At 72.1% G+C, this 17,002-nt stretch carries 15 protein-coding genes; 8 read left to right on the forward strand and 7 right to left on the reverse strand.

The features are described from left to right. Positions 1-34 precede the first annotated feature (34 nt). A complete protein-coding gene (icmF, locus tag U5C87_RS21665) occupies positions 35-3,304 on the reverse strand; it encodes a fused isobutyryl-CoA mutase/GTPase IcmF (protein ID WP_330474453.1) in 3,270 nt (1,089 codons plus the stop codon). 62 nt (positions 3,305-3,366) lie between these two features. On the opposite strand from icmF, the gene U5C87_RS21670 reads away from it, so the two are divergent. Continuing rightward, entirely contained in the window at positions 3,367-3,975 is a 609-nt protein-coding gene (locus U5C87_RS21670; protein ID WP_330474454.1) for a MarR family winged helix-turn-helix transcriptional regulator, read from the forward strand. Positions 3,976-4,012: 37 nt separating this feature from the next. Here the strand turns inward: U5C87_RS21670 and U5C87_RS21675 are convergent, their stop codons facing one another. Next, entirely contained in the window at positions 4,013-4,207 is a 195-nt protein-coding gene (locus U5C87_RS21675; protein ID WP_030194047.1) for a BldC family transcriptional regulator, read from the reverse strand. A gap of 198 nt (positions 4,208-4,405) precedes the next feature. On the opposite strand from U5C87_RS21675, the gene U5C87_RS21680 reads away from it, so the two are divergent. After that, positions 4,406-4,885 (forward strand): MarR family winged helix-turn-helix transcriptional regulator, encoded by a 480-nt coding sequence (locus U5C87_RS21680; protein WP_330474455.1) that lies wholly within the window; start codon positions 4,406-4,408, stop codon positions 4,883-4,885. Between the two features lie 44 nt (positions 4,886-4,929). On the opposite strand, the gene U5C87_RS21685 is transcribed toward U5C87_RS21680, so the two are convergent. Further along, positions 4,930-6,174, reverse strand: coding sequence for a D-arabinono-1,4-lactone oxidase (locus tag U5C87_RS21685; protein ID WP_330474456.1), 1,245 nt, complete (start codon positions 6,172-6,174; stop codon positions 4,930-4,932). 172 nt (positions 6,175-6,346) lie between these two features. Between U5C87_RS21685 and U5C87_RS21690 the strand changes: the two genes are divergently transcribed. Beyond that, the gene (locus tag U5C87_RS21690) at positions 6,347-7,345 is read left to right on the forward strand and encodes an aldose epimerase family protein (RefSeq protein WP_330474457.1); all 999 of its coding nucleotides are present in this window, start codon (positions 6,347-6,349) and stop codon (positions 7,343-7,345) included. A gap of 15 nt (positions 7,346-7,360) precedes the next feature. Here the strand turns inward: U5C87_RS21690 and U5C87_RS21695 are convergent, their stop codons facing one another. The 3 genes from U5C87_RS21695 to U5C87_RS21705 form a co-directional block, all read right to left on the reverse strand. After that, on the reverse strand, positions 7,361-7,687 hold the full coding sequence (locus U5C87_RS21695) for a hypothetical protein (protein WP_330474458.1): 327 nt from the start codon (positions 7,685-7,687) through the stop codon (positions 7,361-7,363). A 78-nt stretch (positions 7,688-7,765) separates the two neighbouring features. Next, entirely contained in the window at positions 7,766-8,089 is a 324-nt protein-coding gene (locus U5C87_RS21700) for a hypothetical protein (protein WP_330474459.1), read from the reverse strand. 93 nt (positions 8,090-8,182) lie between these two features. Beyond that, positions 8,183-8,374 (reverse strand): hypothetical protein, encoded by a 192-nt coding sequence (locus U5C87_RS21705; RefSeq protein ID WP_330474460.1) that lies wholly within the window; start codon positions 8,372-8,374, stop codon positions 8,183-8,185. Positions 8,375-8,454: 80 nt separating this feature from the next. Between U5C87_RS21705 and U5C87_RS21710 the strand changes: the two genes are divergently transcribed. The 4 genes from U5C87_RS21710 (at position 8,455) to U5C87_RS21725 (ending at position 14,560) form a co-directional block, all read left to right on the forward strand. Beyond that, positions 8,455-8,952 carry a MarR family winged helix-turn-helix transcriptional regulator gene (locus U5C87_RS21710; protein WP_443082086.1) on the forward strand — a complete coding sequence of 166 codons (498 nt, stop codon included), beginning with the start codon at positions 8,455-8,457 and terminating at the stop codon, positions 8,950-8,952. 97 nt (positions 8,953-9,049) lie between these two features. Then, entirely contained in the window at positions 9,050-12,460 is a 3,411-nt protein-coding gene (gene lysX, locus U5C87_RS21715) for a bifunctional lysylphosphatidylglycerol synthetase/lysine--tRNA ligase LysX (RefSeq protein WP_330474461.1), read from the forward strand. Then, positions 12,451-13,566: an alpha/beta hydrolase gene (locus tag U5C87_RS21720; RefSeq protein WP_330474462.1), complete on the forward strand. Its 1,116-nt coding sequence runs from the start codon at positions 12,451-12,453 to the stop codon at positions 13,564-13,566. The genes lysX and U5C87_RS21720 overlap by 10 nt, the downstream gene beginning before the upstream one ends. Positions 13,567-13,579: 13 nt before the next feature. Continuing rightward, entirely contained in the window at positions 13,580-14,560 is a 981-nt protein-coding gene (locus U5C87_RS21725) for an SGNH/GDSL hydrolase family protein (protein ID WP_330474463.1), read from the forward strand. Here U5C87_RS21725 and U5C87_RS21730 read toward each other — a convergent pair. Beyond that, the gene (locus U5C87_RS21730) at positions 14,536-15,150 is read right to left on the reverse strand and encodes a flavodoxin family protein (protein WP_330474464.1); all 615 of its coding nucleotides are present in this window, start codon (positions 15,148-15,150) and stop codon (positions 14,536-14,538) included. The genes U5C87_RS21725 and U5C87_RS21730 overlap by 25 nt on opposite strands. A gap of 148 nt (positions 15,151-15,298) precedes the next feature. Between U5C87_RS21730 and U5C87_RS21735 the strand changes: the two genes are divergently transcribed. Then, entirely contained in the window at positions 15,299-16,987 is a 1,689-nt protein-coding gene (locus U5C87_RS21735) for an alpha-amylase family protein (protein ID WP_330474465.1), read from the forward strand. Positions 16,988-17,002: the final 15 nt, after the last annotated feature.

Raw genomic sequence — 17,002 nt, forward strand, 5'->3', positions numbered from 1 at the left:
TCTGTGGCCTTTCGACGGTTGGAGCGGGGTGGGGTCAGACGTTGCGGCGGTACTGGCCGCCGACCTCGAAGAAGGCCTCGGTCACCTGCTGGAGGGAGCACACCCGCGCCGCGCGCATGAGGACGTCGAAGACGTTGCCGCCCTCGATCGCGACGGCCTTGAGCTCCTCGAGCGCCGCCGTCGCCTCGACCTCGTGCTCCTTGCGGAACGCGCGGACTCGCGACAGCTGGCCCTGCTTCTCCTCCTCGGTGCCGCGGGCGAGCACGACCTTGCGCGGCACCTCACCCTCGTGCGGGTTGCGGAAGGTGTTGACGCCGATGATGGGCAGGCTGCCGTCGTGCTTGCGGTGCTCGTAGAGCATCGACTCGTCCTGGATGCGACCGCGCTGGTAGCCGGTCTCCATGGCGCCGAGCACGCCGCCGCGCTCGGTGATGCGGTCGAACTCCTTGAGCACCGCAGCCTCGACGAGGTCGGTCAGCTCGTCGATGACGAACGAGCCCTGGAGCGGGTTCTCGTTCATCGCGAGACCCCACTCACGGTTGATGATGAGCTGGATGGCGAGGGCCCGGCGCACCGACTCCTCCGACGGCGTGGTGACGGCCTCGTCAAAAGCATTGGTGTGCAAGGAGTTCGCGTTGTCGTAGATCGCGATGAGCGCCTGCAGCGTCGTGCGGATGTCGTTGAAGTCCATCTCCTGCGCGTGGAGGCTGCGCCCCGACGTCTGCACGTGGTACTTCAGCTTCTGCGACCGCTCCCCCGCGCCGTAGCGCTCCTTCATCGCGACGGCCCAGATGCGGCGGGCGACCCGGCCGAGCACGGAGTACTCGGGGTCCATGCCGTTGCTGAAGAAGAAGGACAGGTTGGGCGCGAAGTCGTCGACGGCCATGCCGCGCGCGAGGTAGCTCTCGACGTAGGTGAAGCCGTTGGCGAGCGTGAAGGCGAGCTGACTGATGGGGTTGGCCCCGGCCTCGGCGATGTGGTAGCCCGAGATCGACACGGAGTAGAAGTTGCGCACCTGGTGCTCGATGAACCACTCCTGGATGTCGGCCATCATCTTGAGCGAGAACTCGGTGCTGAAGATGCAGGTGTTCTGGCCCTGGTCCTCCTTGAGGATGTCGGCCTGCACCGTGCCGCGCACGTTGGCGAGGGCGTATGCCGCGAGCTCCTTGCGCTCGGCCTCGCCCGGCTCCCGGCCCTCCCGTGCCCGGAACGCGTCGACCTGCTGGTCGATGGCGGTGTTGAGGAAGAATGCGAGGATCGTCGGCGCGGGACCGTTGATCGTCATCGAGACCGACGTCGTGGGCGACACGAGGTCGAAGCCGTCGTAGAGCGCCTTCATGTCGTCGAGCGTCGCGATCGAGACGCCCGAGGTGCCGACCTTGCCGTAGACGTCGGGGCGCGGGTCGGGGTCGCGGCCGTAGAGGGTCACGGAGTCGAACGCCGTGGACAGGCGGGTGGCCGGCTGACCCTCGGAGAGGAGCTTGAAGCGGCGGTTGGTGCGGAACGGGTCGCCCTCGCCGGCGAACATGCGTGCGGGGTCCTCACCCTCGCGCTTGAACGGGAAGACGCCGGCCGTGAACGGGAAGTAGCCGGGGAGGTTCTCGCGGCGCAGGAAGCTGACGAGCTCGCCGTGGTCGCGGTAGCGCGGGAGCGAGACGCGCGGGATCTTGTTGCCCGACAACGACTCTCGTGTCAGGACGTTGCGGACCTCCTTGTCGCGGATGCGCACGACCTGCTCGTCGCCGGAGTAGGACGCGACGACCGAGGGCCACGCGGACAGCGCGCCGGCGACCTCGGACGGGACGTCGGTGCGGGCCTCGTCGAGGAGTGCCTCGACGGCCTCGACCGCGCTCGCGGCGCTGCCGACCTCGTCGGCCGCTGCGGCCGAGGCGAGCTCGCCGCGCACGGACTCGAGACGCTGCACGCGACTGGCCGCAGCGGCATACCGCTCCGTCGCCTCGTGGTAGCCGCGGACGGTGTCGCTGATCTCGGCGAGGTAGCGCACGCGCGACGCGGGCACGATGGTCGCGATGCGCGTGGACTGCTTGGTGGCGACGTGCGGCAGGACGCCCTCCTCGACGGGCATCCCCTTGTCGGACAAGAGGTCTCGCAGCTGCTGGTAGAGCGCGGTGACGCCGTCGTCGTTGAAGGTGGCGGCGGACGTGCCGTAGACGGGCATGTCGGCGGGGCCCTTGCCGAAGGCCTCGCGGTTGCGCACCATCTGCCGGCCGACGTCGCGCAGGGCGTCCTCGGCGCCGCGGCGCTCGAACTTGTTGATGGCGACGACGTCGGCCCGGTCGAGCATGTCGATCTTCTCGAGCTGGCTGCTGGCGCCGAACTCCGGCGTCATGACGTAGAGCGAGACGTCGGCGTAGTCGACGATGGCCGCGTCGCCCTGGCCGATGCCGGGCGTCTCGAGGATGACGAGGTCGAAGCCGGCCGCGCGGACGATGTCGAGGACGTCGTCGAGGTGCGTCGGGACCTGGGAGCCGCCGCGCGTCGCGAGGCTGCGGAAGAAGACGCGGTCGCCGTCGAGCGAGCTCATCCGGATGCGGTCGCCGAGCAGGGCGCCGCCACCGCGGCTGCGGGTCGGGTCGATGGCGAGGACGGCGACGCGCAGCTTGTCCTGCTGGTCGAGGCGCAGACGGCGGATCAGCTCGTCGGTGAGGCTCGACTTGCCCGAGCCTCCGGTGCCGGTGATGCCGAGGACGGGCACGCGACGGCGGCCGGCGGCCTCGCGGATGCGGGTCAGCGTCGGCTCGTCGAGGTCGCCCTCCTGGGCGCCGGTGATGGCCCGTGCGACGGCAGCGCGCTCCCCCGCGAGGACGGCCTCGACCGACGCGGCGGCGGTCTCCCACGGGTCGAAGTCGCAGTCGGCGACGACGGTGTTGATCATGCCGGCGAGGCCGAGCCGCTGGCCGTCCTCGGGGCTGAAGATCGTGACCCCGGACTCGCGCAGGCGCGCGATCTCCTCGGGGACGATGACGCCGCCACCACCACCGACGACACGGATGTGACCGGCGCCGTTCTCCTTGAGCAGCTGCACGAGGTACTCGAAGTACTCGACGTGCCCGCCCTGGTAGGAGCTGACCGCGACGCCCTGCACGTCCTCCTCGATCGCCGCGTCGACGACCTCCTGGACCGAGCGGTTGTGCCCGAGGTGGATGACCTCGGCGCCCTGCGTCTGCATGATGCGCCGCATGATGTTGATCGAGGCGTCGTGGCCGTCGAAGAGGCTGCTCGCGGTGACGAGCCGGACGTGGTGGGTCGGCTGGTGCAGGTCGCGCTGCGGTGCGTCAGACATGAGAAAATACTAGGACTTCCTACTAATGGACGTCAACGCACCGGCGACTCTACGATGGCGCCATGAGCGCTCAGACCGACACGACCGCCCCCGCGGGCAGCCCGAGCGGCAGCGACGCCACGGCGCCAACGGCTTCCGGTGCGAGTGCCGGGTCCGGCGTCGGGTCCGGCGTCGGGTCGGGTCTCGGCTTCGACCCGATCGCCCGGGCTCGCGAGCAGTGGGTCGAGCAGGGCTGGGCGCCAGCCGCCGACGGCATGGCTGCCATCACCTCGCTCATGCGGGCGCACCAGATCGTCCTGGCTCGGGTCGAGGCGACCCTCAAGCCGCTCGGCGTCACCTTCGCGCGCTACGAGGTGCTCATGCTGCTGTGGTTCAGCCGGCGCGGGTCGCTGCCGATGAAGGTCATCGGCAGCCGCCTGCAGGTGCACCCGACGAGCGTCACCAATGCCGTCGACCGGCTGGAGGACGCCGGCCTCGTGACGCGCAAGGCCCATCCGGAGGACCGGCGGGCCATGCTCGTGTCGCTGACCCCCTCGGGACGTACGCTCGCCGAGCGGGCCACGACGGCGCTCAATTCCGAGGTGTTCGAGCAGCCCGACCTCGACACCGAGGACGCGCAGTCGCTCGTCGACGTGCTGACCCGCCTGCGGCGCAGCGCCGGCGACTTCTGAGCGACCCGAGGCCGCGAGCGACGGTCCGCTCCGCCGGCTACTCGCCCTGGTGCTGGTCGAGCAGGGCCCAGATCTCGTTCTCGGGGTAGCGGCGGTGCCCGCCGAGCGTGCGTCGGGCGTTGAGCTTGCCGGACCGGGCCCAGCGGCTGACCGTCTTGGGGTCGACGCGGAAGATCGTCGCGACCTCCGCCGGGGTCAGGAGTCTCTCGACCACTGCGTTGTCCGTGTCCATGTGAGCCGCCTTGCCGAACGCAGCGCCGGATGGAGGGGATTCTCGGACCCGGGGCTGGCTGCTCAACCCCGGGTCCGACGGATCTGCGGACCGGCTTCGCAGCGTGTCCGTGTTGCCGCTGTCTCTCACGGTACGGGCAGTTCATTTGACAATCAAGCGATCAGTCCAGCGAGCGACCTGGGTCACTAGGTTGGTGGGATGAGCCCGTCCGCTGCCTCTCGTGATGCCGCGACCGCTGCCCTGCGCGAGCTGATCCTCGCCGGCGAGCGCTACCGCATCGCCGTTGCCACCCACCTCGACCTGACGGTCAACGAGAGTCGCGCCATCAGCCACCTGATGGCCCGCGGCCCCATGGGGCAGACCGACCTCGCGACCGCCCTGGGCCTGACGACGAGCTCGACCACGACGCTCGTCGACCGTCTCGAGCAGCGCGGCCTGGTCGCCCGGGTGCCCGACCCGCACGACCGCCGCCGGAGCACCGTCGAGATCCCCGAGTCGGGCGTAGGGCGACTGCGCGAGGTGTGGGACTGGATGCCGCACGCCTTCGACGCCCTGGGCGCGGACGAGCTCCCCCGCGTGGCCGAGCTGCTCGTCACCATCGCGGGATCACTGCGCGACGTGACGAGCGACATCGAGGCGAACCAGCCCTCGACCCCGGGCCACCGCAGGCGCCACTGACCGGCACCGCCCATCTGGCGAGGGTCCTACACGGTGCTCGTCCCTCAGCCGAGCACGCGGTCGAGGAAGGCGTTGCCGAAGACGCGGTCGGGGTCGACGCGCTCGCGCAGCTCCCGGAAGTCGGGCAGGCGCGGGTAGAGCGGCTCGAGCTCGCGCACCCCGGCGGTGAAGCACTTGCCCCAGTGCGGACGCGCCCCGAGCGGCAGGAGGGCCGCCTCGACGACGGGCAGGACGGCATACACCCGCTGGGGGTCGCGCAGCCAGGTGAAGTGCAGGGCGAGGACGTCGTGGCCGTAGGAGCTGCTCAGCCAGTGGCCGTCGGCAGCGACCGTGCGCAGCTCGCCCACCTGGAGCACGGGCGCGAGCAGGCCACCCAGCGCGCGCAGGCGCTCGACCGCGAGGAGGGCGTGCTCGCGCGGCAGGAGGTACTCGCTCTGCAGCTCCGCGCCGCGACTCGGCGTGAACTCCATCCGGAAGTGCGGCAGCCGGTCGAGCCAGGGCCCGGGGACGCCGCCCTGCTGCGTCACCGACTCCGTGGCGCCGCCCTCGAGCATGTGCATCGTCGTCGTCGCACGCAGCGCGCCGCGGAGCTCGGCCGCTGCGTCGTCGGTGCGGCTCTTGAGCCAGACCTGGTCGATGCCGGCGTCGCCCCAGCGGGTGAAGAGGCTGACGCTGTAGGCGCTGCCCAGGACGGTGTCGACGCCGGCCGCGAGGGCCTCCCACGACAGCCCGGTCCAGACGTCCTGGCGCAGGTCGTAGGTGGGCTCGACCTCGAGCGTCACCGCGGTGACCACACCGAGGGCCCCGAGGGACACGACGCTGCCCTCGAAGTCGGCGTCCCCGCGACTGACGGTGCACACGTCGCCGCCCGGCCCGACGATGTCGAGGGAGGTGACGGCCGTTGCGAGAGAGCCGTTCTCGACTCCGGAGCCGTGGGTGCCGGTGGCGACGGCACCGGCCACCGAGATGTGCGGGAGCGAGGCGAGGTTGCCCAGCGCCCAGCCGGCCGCCTGGAGCCGGGTCGCGACGTCGCCGTATGCCGCCCGGCCCGTCACGCGGGCGGTGCGGGTGCTCGAGTCGACCTCGACCGTCGTCGGCAGGTCGACGAGGGAGACGAGGACGCCGTCATCGGTGTCGGTGATGTCGGTCAGGTCGGTGAAGCTGTGGCGCGACCCGAGGGCGCGCACGCGCGGCGCCGCGGCGACGACCTCCTGCAGGTGCTCGACCGAACGGACCCGCTCGATGCGTGCCCGGTAGGTGTGGCTGCCCGCCCAGTTCGTCTGCGCCATCCGCACAGTCTGCCCGCGGACGCAGCCTTCTCCGTCTCGCGCCCACCCGTCTCGGCGGTGACACGGGCTCACGCAGCGCGAGAAGGTGTCATTGCGCCCGGTGACCCCATCGGCGTCCTACCGTCGTCACGACCAGGGCCGCCTGGTCGTCGACCACCCGAGCAGGAGCGTCATGTCACCCACCACCCCGACCTCGATCGATCTCGTCGCCGACGGACTGCGGCTCGAGGTGATGACGGCCGGCGCCGCCGTCCGCCGCCTCGTCCTGCTGGACGGGCAGGACGAGGCCGACGTGGTGCTCGGCTTCGACGACGTGGCGCTCTACGGCACCGGCCGCGACTACCTCGGCGCGACGATCGGTCGCTACGGCAACCGCCTTGCCGGGGCGCGCTTCACCCTCGACGGCGTCCAGCACCGGCTCAGCGCCAACGAGAACGGCAACACCCTGCACGGCGGCGCCGAGGGCTTCGACCAGCGCGACTGGACGGTGGTCGATCAGGGCGAGGGCCACGTGACCCTGGGGCTGCGCAGCCCGGACGGCGACCAGGGCTTCCCCGGCACGCTCGACGTCAGGGTGACCTACCGCGTCGAGCCCGGGGCCGTGCGCCTCGACTACCTCGCCACGACCGACGCCGACACGGTCGTGAGCCTGACGAACCACACGTACTTCAACCTCGACGGCGAGGGCAGTGGTCCGGTCGACGCGCACCGGCTCACCGTGTCGGCCGAGGCGTTCACCCCGGTGGACGCCCGGCTGGTCCCCACGGGCGAGGTCCGCGACGTGAGCGGCACGCCGTTCGACCTGCGCCGGCCGACGACGATCGGCGACGTGCTCGCCAGCGAGGACGAGCAGCTCGCCCACGGGCACGGACTCGACCACAACTTCGTCGTGGACGGAGAGGGGCTGCGCCACGTGGCGACCCTTCGCGGGGCCTCGGGACGCACGCTCGAGGTCACGAGCGACCAGCCGGGCGTGCAGGTCTACACCGGTGCCCACTTCGACGGCACGGTCGTCGGGACGTCCGGCACGGCATACGGCCCCCGCGCGGGAATCGCCTTGGAGACACAGGCGTTTCCCGACGCGCCCAACCACCCCGGCTTCCCGTCGGCGGTGCTGCGCGCCGGCGACCGCTACGAGAGCACCACGGTCTGGCGCTTCGGTCACGAGTGACGTCTGCGCGACGCCCTAGTGGCGGCGGCGGTGCGTCCGGTCCTCGTGCAGCTCCGGGTGGACGTCCTCCGGCAGCTCCTCGGGCTCGGCGCCCTCGCCCGGCCGCGCCACTCCCCAGCCGTCGGCGGTGATGGTGTCGACGGGCGGATTGCCCACGAGGTGAGAGCGTTCCGCGCCCTCGGGGTGGTCGCGCCTGGCCCGCTCGGTGTCGTCGCGGTGGGAGTTCAGCGACTCGCTCGCATCGCGCCCCTTGCGCGCGTGCCGGGGACCCACGATGACGAGTCCGATCACGAGGATCACGACGACCGCCAGCATGACGAAGAGTCCTACACGATCACCCATGGCAACCTCCCGGGTCCGGTCCACCCTGACTCGACGGTACTCCCGTGCAGGCGGGTCCGGACGCGAAAAGGCCCGAGGTCAGGACTGGTCGGGTGAGCCGCCCACGTCGTTCGGCCGGGCGCGCAGCGGGTCGCGCGCGTCGGCGGTCCAGCCGCCGGCTCCCGCACCGGCGACGGCACTGTCGTCACCCGAGGCCGAGAGCGTGTCGGTGGGTGGGTTGCCGACGAGCCGATCGGTGTCGGGCGGCGCCACGGGCCCGCCGCCTGCCGCCTCGACCTCGGGGTTCAGGGTCTCGTGCTCCGCGTCGCCCCGGCCGTGCCGACGTGGTCGCATGACCACCAGGATCGTCACCAGCAGGACGACCACGGCCGCCATGACGAGAAGTCCAACGCGGTCGCCCATGTCTCTCCCTCACTCGAAGTCACTGTCCCCGGGCCCATACCCAGAGGCCGGGCGACGACACGCGGGAGCCGACCGGACCCGAGGGGCGGCCCGTCAGCTGGCGCGCTTGCTCGCCGCAGCCTCGGCGCGGGCCACCCGCGCAGCGCGCTCGCGCTCGAGACGGGTCTTGGGGTCGTTGCCCTCGCCGAGCTGCGCCGGACCGAAGATCGTGAGCCCGACCATGCGCAGCCGGTAGCCGATCCGGTAGCCGATGGACAGGCCGCGGTTGGACCCAGAACGCGCCACGATGTCTCCTCGATTTCGTTAGTGCACTAACTGTTAGTGTACACAGCAACCAGACCCGACCGGAGACGGAGGACACCGCCGTGGCCGCCAGCCGCCCGCCGCAGGCACCGACGAGCCCGCCCGACACGTCTCCCCTCACGTCGCCCGACGACCTGCTGAAGCTCGACCGGCAGGTGTGCTTCGCCCTCGCCGTCGCCGCCCGCAACGTCATCGCGCTCTACCGGCCGGTCCTCGAGCCCCTCGGCCTGACGCACCCGCAGTACCTCGTCATGCTCGCCCTCTGGGAGCGCTCACCCCTGACCGTGCGCGAGATCGGCGGGCTGCTGAGCCTGGAGCCGGCCACGCTGTCGCCCCTGCTCAAGCGGCTCGAGGGCGCCGGACTCGTGACGCGCGAGCGCCACCCGCTCGACGAGCGCGCCCTCGCGATCACGCTCACCGAGCGCGGACGCCGGCTGCGCGACCAGGCGCTCGAGGTGCCGCCGCAGATCGTCGCGACCCTCGGCATGGACGTCGAGGAGCTCCAGGCCCTGCACGCCTCGCTGACCCGCGTGATCGCTGCGTCGACGCCGACCCGCTAGGCCCGCGCCAGCCTGAGCGTCGGCTGGACGTCCGCTGTGGGCGCCTTCTCAGGTGACGTCCAGCGATCGTCCAGCAGCCGGGGGCATCGTCTGACCCATGGGCACCCGAACACTGCGGGCGCCGGCCTCGCACCGACCCGCCCGACTGCTCACCGGCCTCTACGCGCTCGCCACCGTCGTGGCGCTGCTGCTCACCCTGCTGGCCCGGGGCCGCACGCACCCGCTGCTCGCCGAGGACCTCTTCGGCCTGCTCAACGTGCCGGTGGCCCCGACCTTCGTCTCGGTCGTCGTGCTCGCGCTCGCCACGCGGGCGCTGCTGGGCCGCAAGCGGATCGGGCTCTGGTTCGTCGCCGTCTTCCAAGTGCTGGGGATCTACGTCGGCTTCGTCGCCCTCGTCCCGGCGGCCCGGCTGCCCCGCACCGGGATGTGGGTCAGCCGTGGCGACCTCGGTCGCGGGCTCGACATCGTCTCGACCGTCGTCGCGGCCCTGGCCCTGTGGTGGCTCTGGCGGATCCGGCACGAGTTCACCGGACGGCTGCAGCGGGGCTCGTGGGGCCTGGCGCTCGCCGCCCTCGCGGTGGGCTCGGCGGTGACGCTCGGCGTGGCGTGGTTGCTGCTCGGTGCCGTCGGCGCCCCACGGTCGCAGGTCGACCCGCTCGTCGACACGGTGCTCGCCGTGTTCGGTGGCGTCAGCCGGCGCACCCTCACGCTGGTGCCGCCCTGGGTGGTCGAGGTCGTGGCGGTCTGCGCCGGCCTGACGATCCTCGCGGCCGTGACCCTCTTCCTCGCGTCGGCGCGGCCGCGCAGCCGCTGGTCGCCGGACCGCGAGGTGTCCCTGCGCGGTCTGCTCGCCCGGCACGGCTCCGACGACTCGCTCGGCTACTTCGCCACGCGCCGCGACAAGGCCTCCGTCTTCTCCCCCGACGGCAGGGCCGCCGTGACCTACCGCGTGGTCGCCGGCGTGTCCCTCGCGTCGGCCGACCCCGTCGGGCACCCCGACAGCTGGCAGCCGGCGATCGAGGCCTGGCGCGCCGAGGCTCGCGAGTTCGGCTGGGTGCCGGCGGTGCTCGGCGCGAGCGAGCGGGGCGCCAGGGCGTATGCCGCGACCGGCGGCATGCGCGTGCTGCTCCTCGGTGACGAGGCGATCCTCGACCCCGCGCGCTTCGACCTCCGGCGCACGTCGCTGTCGGCGGTGCGCCACTCGGTCACCCGGGCCGCTCGCGCCGGGACCCAGGTGCAGGTCCGCCGTCAGCGAGAGCTGGGCGCCGACGAGCTCGCCGAGCTCACGGACCGCGCCGAGGCGTGGCGCAGCGGCGAGACCGACCGCGGCTTCTCCATGGCCCTCGGCCGCGCGGGCGACCCCGCGGACGCCGACGTCCTGCACGTCACGGCCCACGGACCGGACGGGGCGCTCGTGGGCATCCTCTCGCTCGTGCCGTGGGGCCGCTCGGGCGTCTCGCTCGACGTCATGCGGCGCTCACCCGAGGCCCCCAACGGCGTCACGGAGCTCATGGTGAGCGAGCTCATGGACCGCTCGCGCGACCTGGGCCTGCGCCGGGTGTCGCTCAACTTCTGCATGTTCCGAGGCGTCTTCGAGGACGCCGAACGCCTGGGCTCGCGGTCGCTGACCCGCGTCGGCGCGTCGGTGCTCGGGCTCTTCGACCGGATCTGGCAGCTCGAGCGGCTCTACCGCTCGAACGAGAAGTACGAGCCTGCGTGGCAGCCGCGCTTCCTCTGCTACGACGACGCGGTCTCGCTGCCGCAGGTGGCCGTCGCGGCCGGAGCGGCCGAGGGCTTCATCCGCTACCCGTCCCTGCACGGGGCGCCGGCCGAGCTCGACGCCGAGCACCTGGCCCGAGCCGCCGCCGTGACCGCCGCCGCCTCCGTCGACGTCGACGCGCTGGGACCGCGGCGCTCCGACCAGTTCCGGCACCGGCTCGCCACCCTCGACCGGATGCGCGAGGCCGGCCTCGACCCCTACCCCGTCGGCGCCGCCTCGGTGACCACCACCGCTCTCGCCGCTCTCGCCGACCCCGGCGGGCAGCAGGGGCACGGCCGGGGAGCCGTCTCCGTCGTGGCGCGGGTGCGGCAGGTGCGCGACCACGGCGGCGTCGTCTTCGCCACGCTCGTCGAGGGTGACGCCACCCTGCAGGTGCTCCTCGACGCGGCGCGGGTCGGGGACGAGTGCCTCAGGCAGTTCACGACCTTCGTCGACGTCGGCGACCTCGTGCGCGTCGAGGGCTCGCTCGGCCGGTCCCGATCGGGCACCCGCAGCCTCCTGGTGCAGACGTGGCGCATGGAGGCCAAGTCCCTGCACCCGGTCCCCTTCCGCGCCTTCGACGACCCCGCCACGCGGGCTCGTCGGCGCTCGACCGACCTGCTCGTGCACCCCCGCGACGTCGACCTACTGCGTCGCCGGTCGGCGGTCGTCGCCTCGATCCGCAGGACCCTCACCGACGCCGGCTTCCTCGAGGTGGAGACGCCCATGCTGCACACGACCCACGGCGGCGCCAGCGCCCGGCCCTTCCGGACCTTCATCAACGCCTACGGCACGGACCTCTCACTGCGGATCGCGCCCGAGCTGCACCTCAAGCGCCTCCTGGTCGCCGGTCTCGGGCCGGTCTTCGAGCTCGGCCGCAACTTCCGCAACGAGGGGGCGGACGCCACGCACAACCCGGAGTTCACCTCGCTCGAGGTGTACCAGCCGCACGCCGACTACACCGTCATGCGCCACCTCACCGAACGGCTCGTCCGCGAGGCAGCCCGGTGCGTCCACGGCCGCGAGGCGCTCCCCCTGCCCGGGCCGGGCTCCGTCCGTGGGGGCCTCGGGGCCCCCACGGCCGGGGACACCGGGGACACCGGGGACGCCGGGGACACCGGGGACACCGGGGACACCGGGGTCGCGCTCGTCGACATCAGCGGCGAGTGGCCCGTCGTGCCGGTCCTCGACGCCGTGTCGGAGGCCGTCGGGCGCCGGGTCACCCTCGACACCGACATGGACGTGCTCCTCGGGCTGGCCGAGGAGCACCACGTGGCCGTGCGACCCGAGATGCGCGCCGGCGCCGTCATCGAGGAGCTCTACTCCGAGCTCGTCGAGCCCACGACGCTGCTGCCCACCTTCTACACCGACTTCCCCGTCGAGACCTCGCCGCTGACCCGGCCGCACCGGACGGAGGCAGGACTCGTCGAACGCTGGGACCTCGTCGTGGCGGGGATGGAGGTCGGCACGGCATACAGCGAGCTGACCGACCCCGTCGACCAGCGGGCGCGCCTCACCGAGCAGTCGCTCAAGGCGGCCGCGGGCGACCCGGAGGCGATGGAGGTCGACGAGGACTTCCTCCACGCGCTCGAGCTGGGCATGCCACCGACGGGTGGCCTCGGCCTCGGCGTCGACCGTCTCGTCATGCTCCTGACGAACAGCCCGATCCGCTCGGTGCTGACCTTCCCCTTCGTGCGGCCGATCCCCTCGACCGCGTCCGAGCGTGAGGCGAGCCCGGCATGGAGCTGACCGACACCAGCCTCCTCGTGCTCCTCGGCGCCCTCGCCCTCGTCGTGTTCGTGCTCGTCGTGGTCGGGCTCCCGCCCTGGGGCAACCACGTCGTGCGCGCCGTCATCCGCGGCCTGCAGGTCGTGCTCCTCAACCTGCTCGTCCTCGCGCTCGCCGGTGCGGCGCTCAACGACCAGTACCTCTTCTACTCCAGCTGGGGCGACCTCTTCGGCTCGCGCTCGGCCTCGGTGCAGGTGCACCACGGCGGGACGACGCACGAGGCCGTCGCCGCGCCCGTGAAGGGCCCCGGCTTCGGCGGCCTGACGACACCGACGACGTTGCCGCCACTCCCCCAGCCGGGGGCACGACTGCAGAACTACACCGTCGTCGACAAGCGGTCCAACGCCGAGGGCCAGGTCTTCGTCTACCTGCCCGCCAACTACGACCCGAAGTCCCCCCACGCCTACCCCGTCATCGTCGGTCTGCACGGCTTCCCCAGCGGGCCGAGGGGATTCGTCCGCCTCAACTTCCTCAGCACCATCGACACGCTCACCGCCGAGCACCGGCTCGCGCCCTCCATCGTCGTCGTCCCGCGCATCGACACACCCGCAGGCCTCGACACGGAGTGCGTCAACGGGGGCGCCGGCCAGCCGCAGACCGACACGTGGCTCGCGCGCGACATCCCCTCCTGGACCGCACGGCACTTCCGGGTGCAGCGGGCGAGGTCTTCGTGGGCCACCTTCGGCTACTCCTACGGCGGCTGGTGCGCGGCATCGCTCTCGATGCGCCACCCCGACGTCTTCGGGGCCGCGATCGTGCTGCTCGGCTACTTCCGCCCCGACTTCAGCGCGGCCTACGACCCCCTGACGACGCAGGCGGAGCGGGGCTACGACCTCGTCACCATGGCGCACGCGGCGCCCCCGCCGGTCGCGATGTGGGTGCTGACCTCGCGCGAGGACGCGCTGTCGTATCCCACGACGTCGAAGTTCCTCAGCGTGGCGCGGCCGCCGCTCGACGTCACGGGCACCGTCCTCGCCCACGGAGGGCACCGCGACTCGGTCTTCACGCCCTACGTGCCCGCGGCCGTCGCGTGGCTGGGGCAGACGTTGCCGGGCTTCCATGCCTGAGGACAGAGGGCGTATGCCGTCCGCCGCACGTCACGTCGTGCGCTCGGTCCGCCGTCGCCCCCATCACGTGGTCGCGGCGCTCCTCGGGCTGGCCGTCCTCGTCGCGCTGGCGCTCAGCGGTGCCGTGCCGGGCCTCGGGTCGGCACCGTCGGCCGGTGTGCCCGGCACTGCCCCGGGATCGACTGCGACACAGGCGGACCCGAGCGCCCCACGCACTGCGACCGGCCACTCGTCGAAGGAGTCGCCCAGCCCGTCCGGCCCCCTGACCCTCGTCGGCCTCGGCGACTCCGTCCCGTCGGCGGGCACCTGCGGCTGCACCGGCTACGTCGAGCAGGTCGGCAGCCGGCTCGGCGAGCTGACCCGGCGCACCTGGATGGTGCACAACGACGCGACGGGCGGGTGGACGACGGCCGACGTCGAGGGCGACCTGACGTCTGCGACCACCCAGGCACACCTGGCCGGCGCCGACCTGGTCCTCGTCGAGGTGGGTGCCAACGACTTCGACCTCGACCGGGTCGACGACCAGGGCTGCTTCCCCGCAGCGGGATCGACGTGCTGGGCCTCGACCATCGCCGGTCTGCGCGACGGGCTCACCCGGATCATCGCGGGCATCAGGAGCGTCGACCACCGGCCCGACCTGCGCATCGCCCTCCTCGGCTACTGGAACGTCACCGTCGACGGCTCAGTGGGCCGTGCCCTCGGAGAGGACTTCGTCCTCGGCAGCGACGAGCTGACCCGGCTCGTCAACACCACCGTCCAGCAGGTGGCGACAGCGACAGGCACCGTCTACGTCGACGCCTACACCCCGCTCAAGGGCCCGACCGGCACGCGTGACCCTACGCAGGACCTGCTCGACGACGGGGACCACCCCAACGCCACCGGCCACGCGCTGCTCACGGCAGCGATCGTGGACCAGCTGCGCACGACCGGAGCGGTGGCCGCCTGGACCGCACCGACGGGACCCGGCCGTCAGTCCTCGTCGGACGGCGGATAGGGGCTTCCGGCGAGGAGCCCGGCCAGGTGAGCCGCGTTGGCCGCGAGGGTACGGGTGGTGCTGGCCACGGCCTCGGGCGTCGACCCGAGGTCCTTGTAGTCGGTGCCGTGCATCGCCTCCCCGTTCCAGTACGTCACGCCTCCGGCCGGGATGGTGAAGCCGACGTCGTCGAGCGACTGGAAGAGGTCCGCGCTGACGTGGTGCGCCCCGTCCTCGTTGCCGACGACGACCGCGACGGCGACCTTGCCGTAGGTCAGCAGTCGACCCTGCTCGTCCTTCTCGGACAGCTCGGCGTCGAGCCGTTCGAGGACGCGCTGGCAGACGCTGCTGTGCTGGCCGAGCCAGATCGGCGTCGCGAGGACGAGGATGTCGCTGGCGATGACCCGCTCACGAAGCGCCGGCCAGGCGTCGCCGTCACCCATGTCGAGCTCGACACCCGGGCGTACGTCGTGGTCGACGACCCGGACCATCGAACCGGTCACTCCGTGCTCGGCCAGGGCGTCGAGCACCTGCTGCGCGAGCAGCTCCGTGCTCGAGTCGGCGGGCGAGGGGCTGAGCGTGCAGTTGAGCGCGAGAGCGGTCAGGGCCACGGGATCCTCCTGGCATCGGGTACGTCGTCTCCGGCACGTACCCAGTCGTGCCGGAGGCAGCGGCCCGTCGGGGCGTTGACGCGCGAGCCGAGGTGCGCTTGCCTGTCGCGGGGGCGATCCACCGAAGAGCGGGAGAGAGGTCTGCGCCATGAGGATGAGCGACACCGGGGACGTCTGGTGGAAGAACGCGGTCGTCTACTGCGCCGACGTGCAGACGTTCTCGGACTCGAACGGCGACGGCATCGGCGACCTGCGCGGCATGACGGACCGCATCGAGTACCTCGCCGACCTCGGGGTGACCTGCCTCTGGCTCATGCCCTTCTACCCGACGGCCCGCAAGGACGACGGCTACGACATCACGGACTTCTTCGGGGTCGACCCCGAGCTCGGGACGCTGGGCGACTTCGTCGAGCTCGTGCGCACGGCCAAGGCTCACGGCATCCGGATCATCGTCGACTTCGTCATGAACCACACGTCCGACCAGCACCCTTGGTTCCGGTCCGCCCGCCGCAGCCGCGAGGACCCCTACCGCGACTACTACGTCTGGAGCCGCACCAGGCCGAGGTCGAGCAAGAAGGATGTCGTCTTCCCCGACGAGGAGGACAGCATCTGGGAGCGTGACGAGAATACGGGCGACTACTACCTGCACCACTTCTACAAGCACCAGCCTGACCTCAATGTCGCCAATCCCGCTGTCCAGGAAGAGATCTCCCGGACTCTCGGCTTCTGGCTCGCGCTCGGCGTCTCGGGCTTCCGCGTGGACGCCGTGCCGTTCCTCTTCGCGCGCGACGGGGTGCCGGGCGTCGAGGACGCGGAGGCCGAGGCCTTCAACCCGGACCGCTACCTCGGCGACGTGCGCGCGTTCGTGACCCGGCGTCTCGGGGACGCCGTGCTCCTCGGCGAGGTCAACCTGCCCTACCCCGACCAGCGCCGCTTCTTCGGTGGCGCCGACGGTGACGGCCTCAACATGCAGTTCGACTTCATCGGCATGCAGCGCTTCTACCTCTCTCTCGCCCGCGGTGACGCCGGCCCGCTCGCAGCGGCGCTCCGGGAGCGGCCGGCGCTCGACGTCACGAGCCAGTGGGCGACCTTCGTGCGCAACCACGACGAGCTGACTCTCGACAAGCTGTCGATGAAGGAGCGACGGGAGGTGTTCGCGGCGTTCGGCCCCGATCCCGACATGCAGCTCTACGGACGGGGTCTGCGGCGGCGCCTGCCCCCGATGGTCAGCGGCGACGAGCGGCGCCTGCGGCTCGCCTACTCCCTCGTCTTCTCCCTGCCCGGCACCCCGGTCCTCTTCTACGGCGAGGAGATCGGCATGGGAGAGAACCTCGACGTGCCGGGCCGGCTCGCCGTGCGCACGCCGATGCAGTGGACGCCGTCACCGAGCGGCGGCTTCTCCTCGGCCGCGCCGCGACGGCTGACGCGACCGATGCCGGGCGGCGTCTGGGGGCCCGAGCACGTCAACGTCGCCGACCAGCGCAAGGACCCCGACTCGCTCTGGTGGTTCGTGCGCGCCCTCGCGCGACGCTACCGCCAACTGCCCCAGAGCGGCTGGGCGACCGTCGAGGTGCTCGACCACCCGGTCCCCTCGGTCCTGGCGCACGTCAGCCGGTGCGAGGACTGGGCCATGCTCGCGGTCCACAACCTCGGCGAGGAGGGTGTCATCGTCCCCCTCACCGTCCCCGGCGTGCCGGAGGACGCGCGCCTCGTGGACGTGCTCGGCGAGGGCGGCGACATCACGCTCGACCGATCGGGCAGCGTCGAGCTCGACCTCGGGCCCTACGGCTACCGCTGGCTGCTCGTCGCGAAGCCGGGCGAGGACCCGATCCTCTGACCGGGTCCTCGGAGG

It is taken from the genome of Terrabacter sp. C0L_2 (assembly GCF_036352015.1).
Taxonomy (GTDB): domain Bacteria; phylum Actinomycetota; class Actinomycetes; order Actinomycetales; family Dermatophilaceae; genus Terrabacter; species Terrabacter tumescens.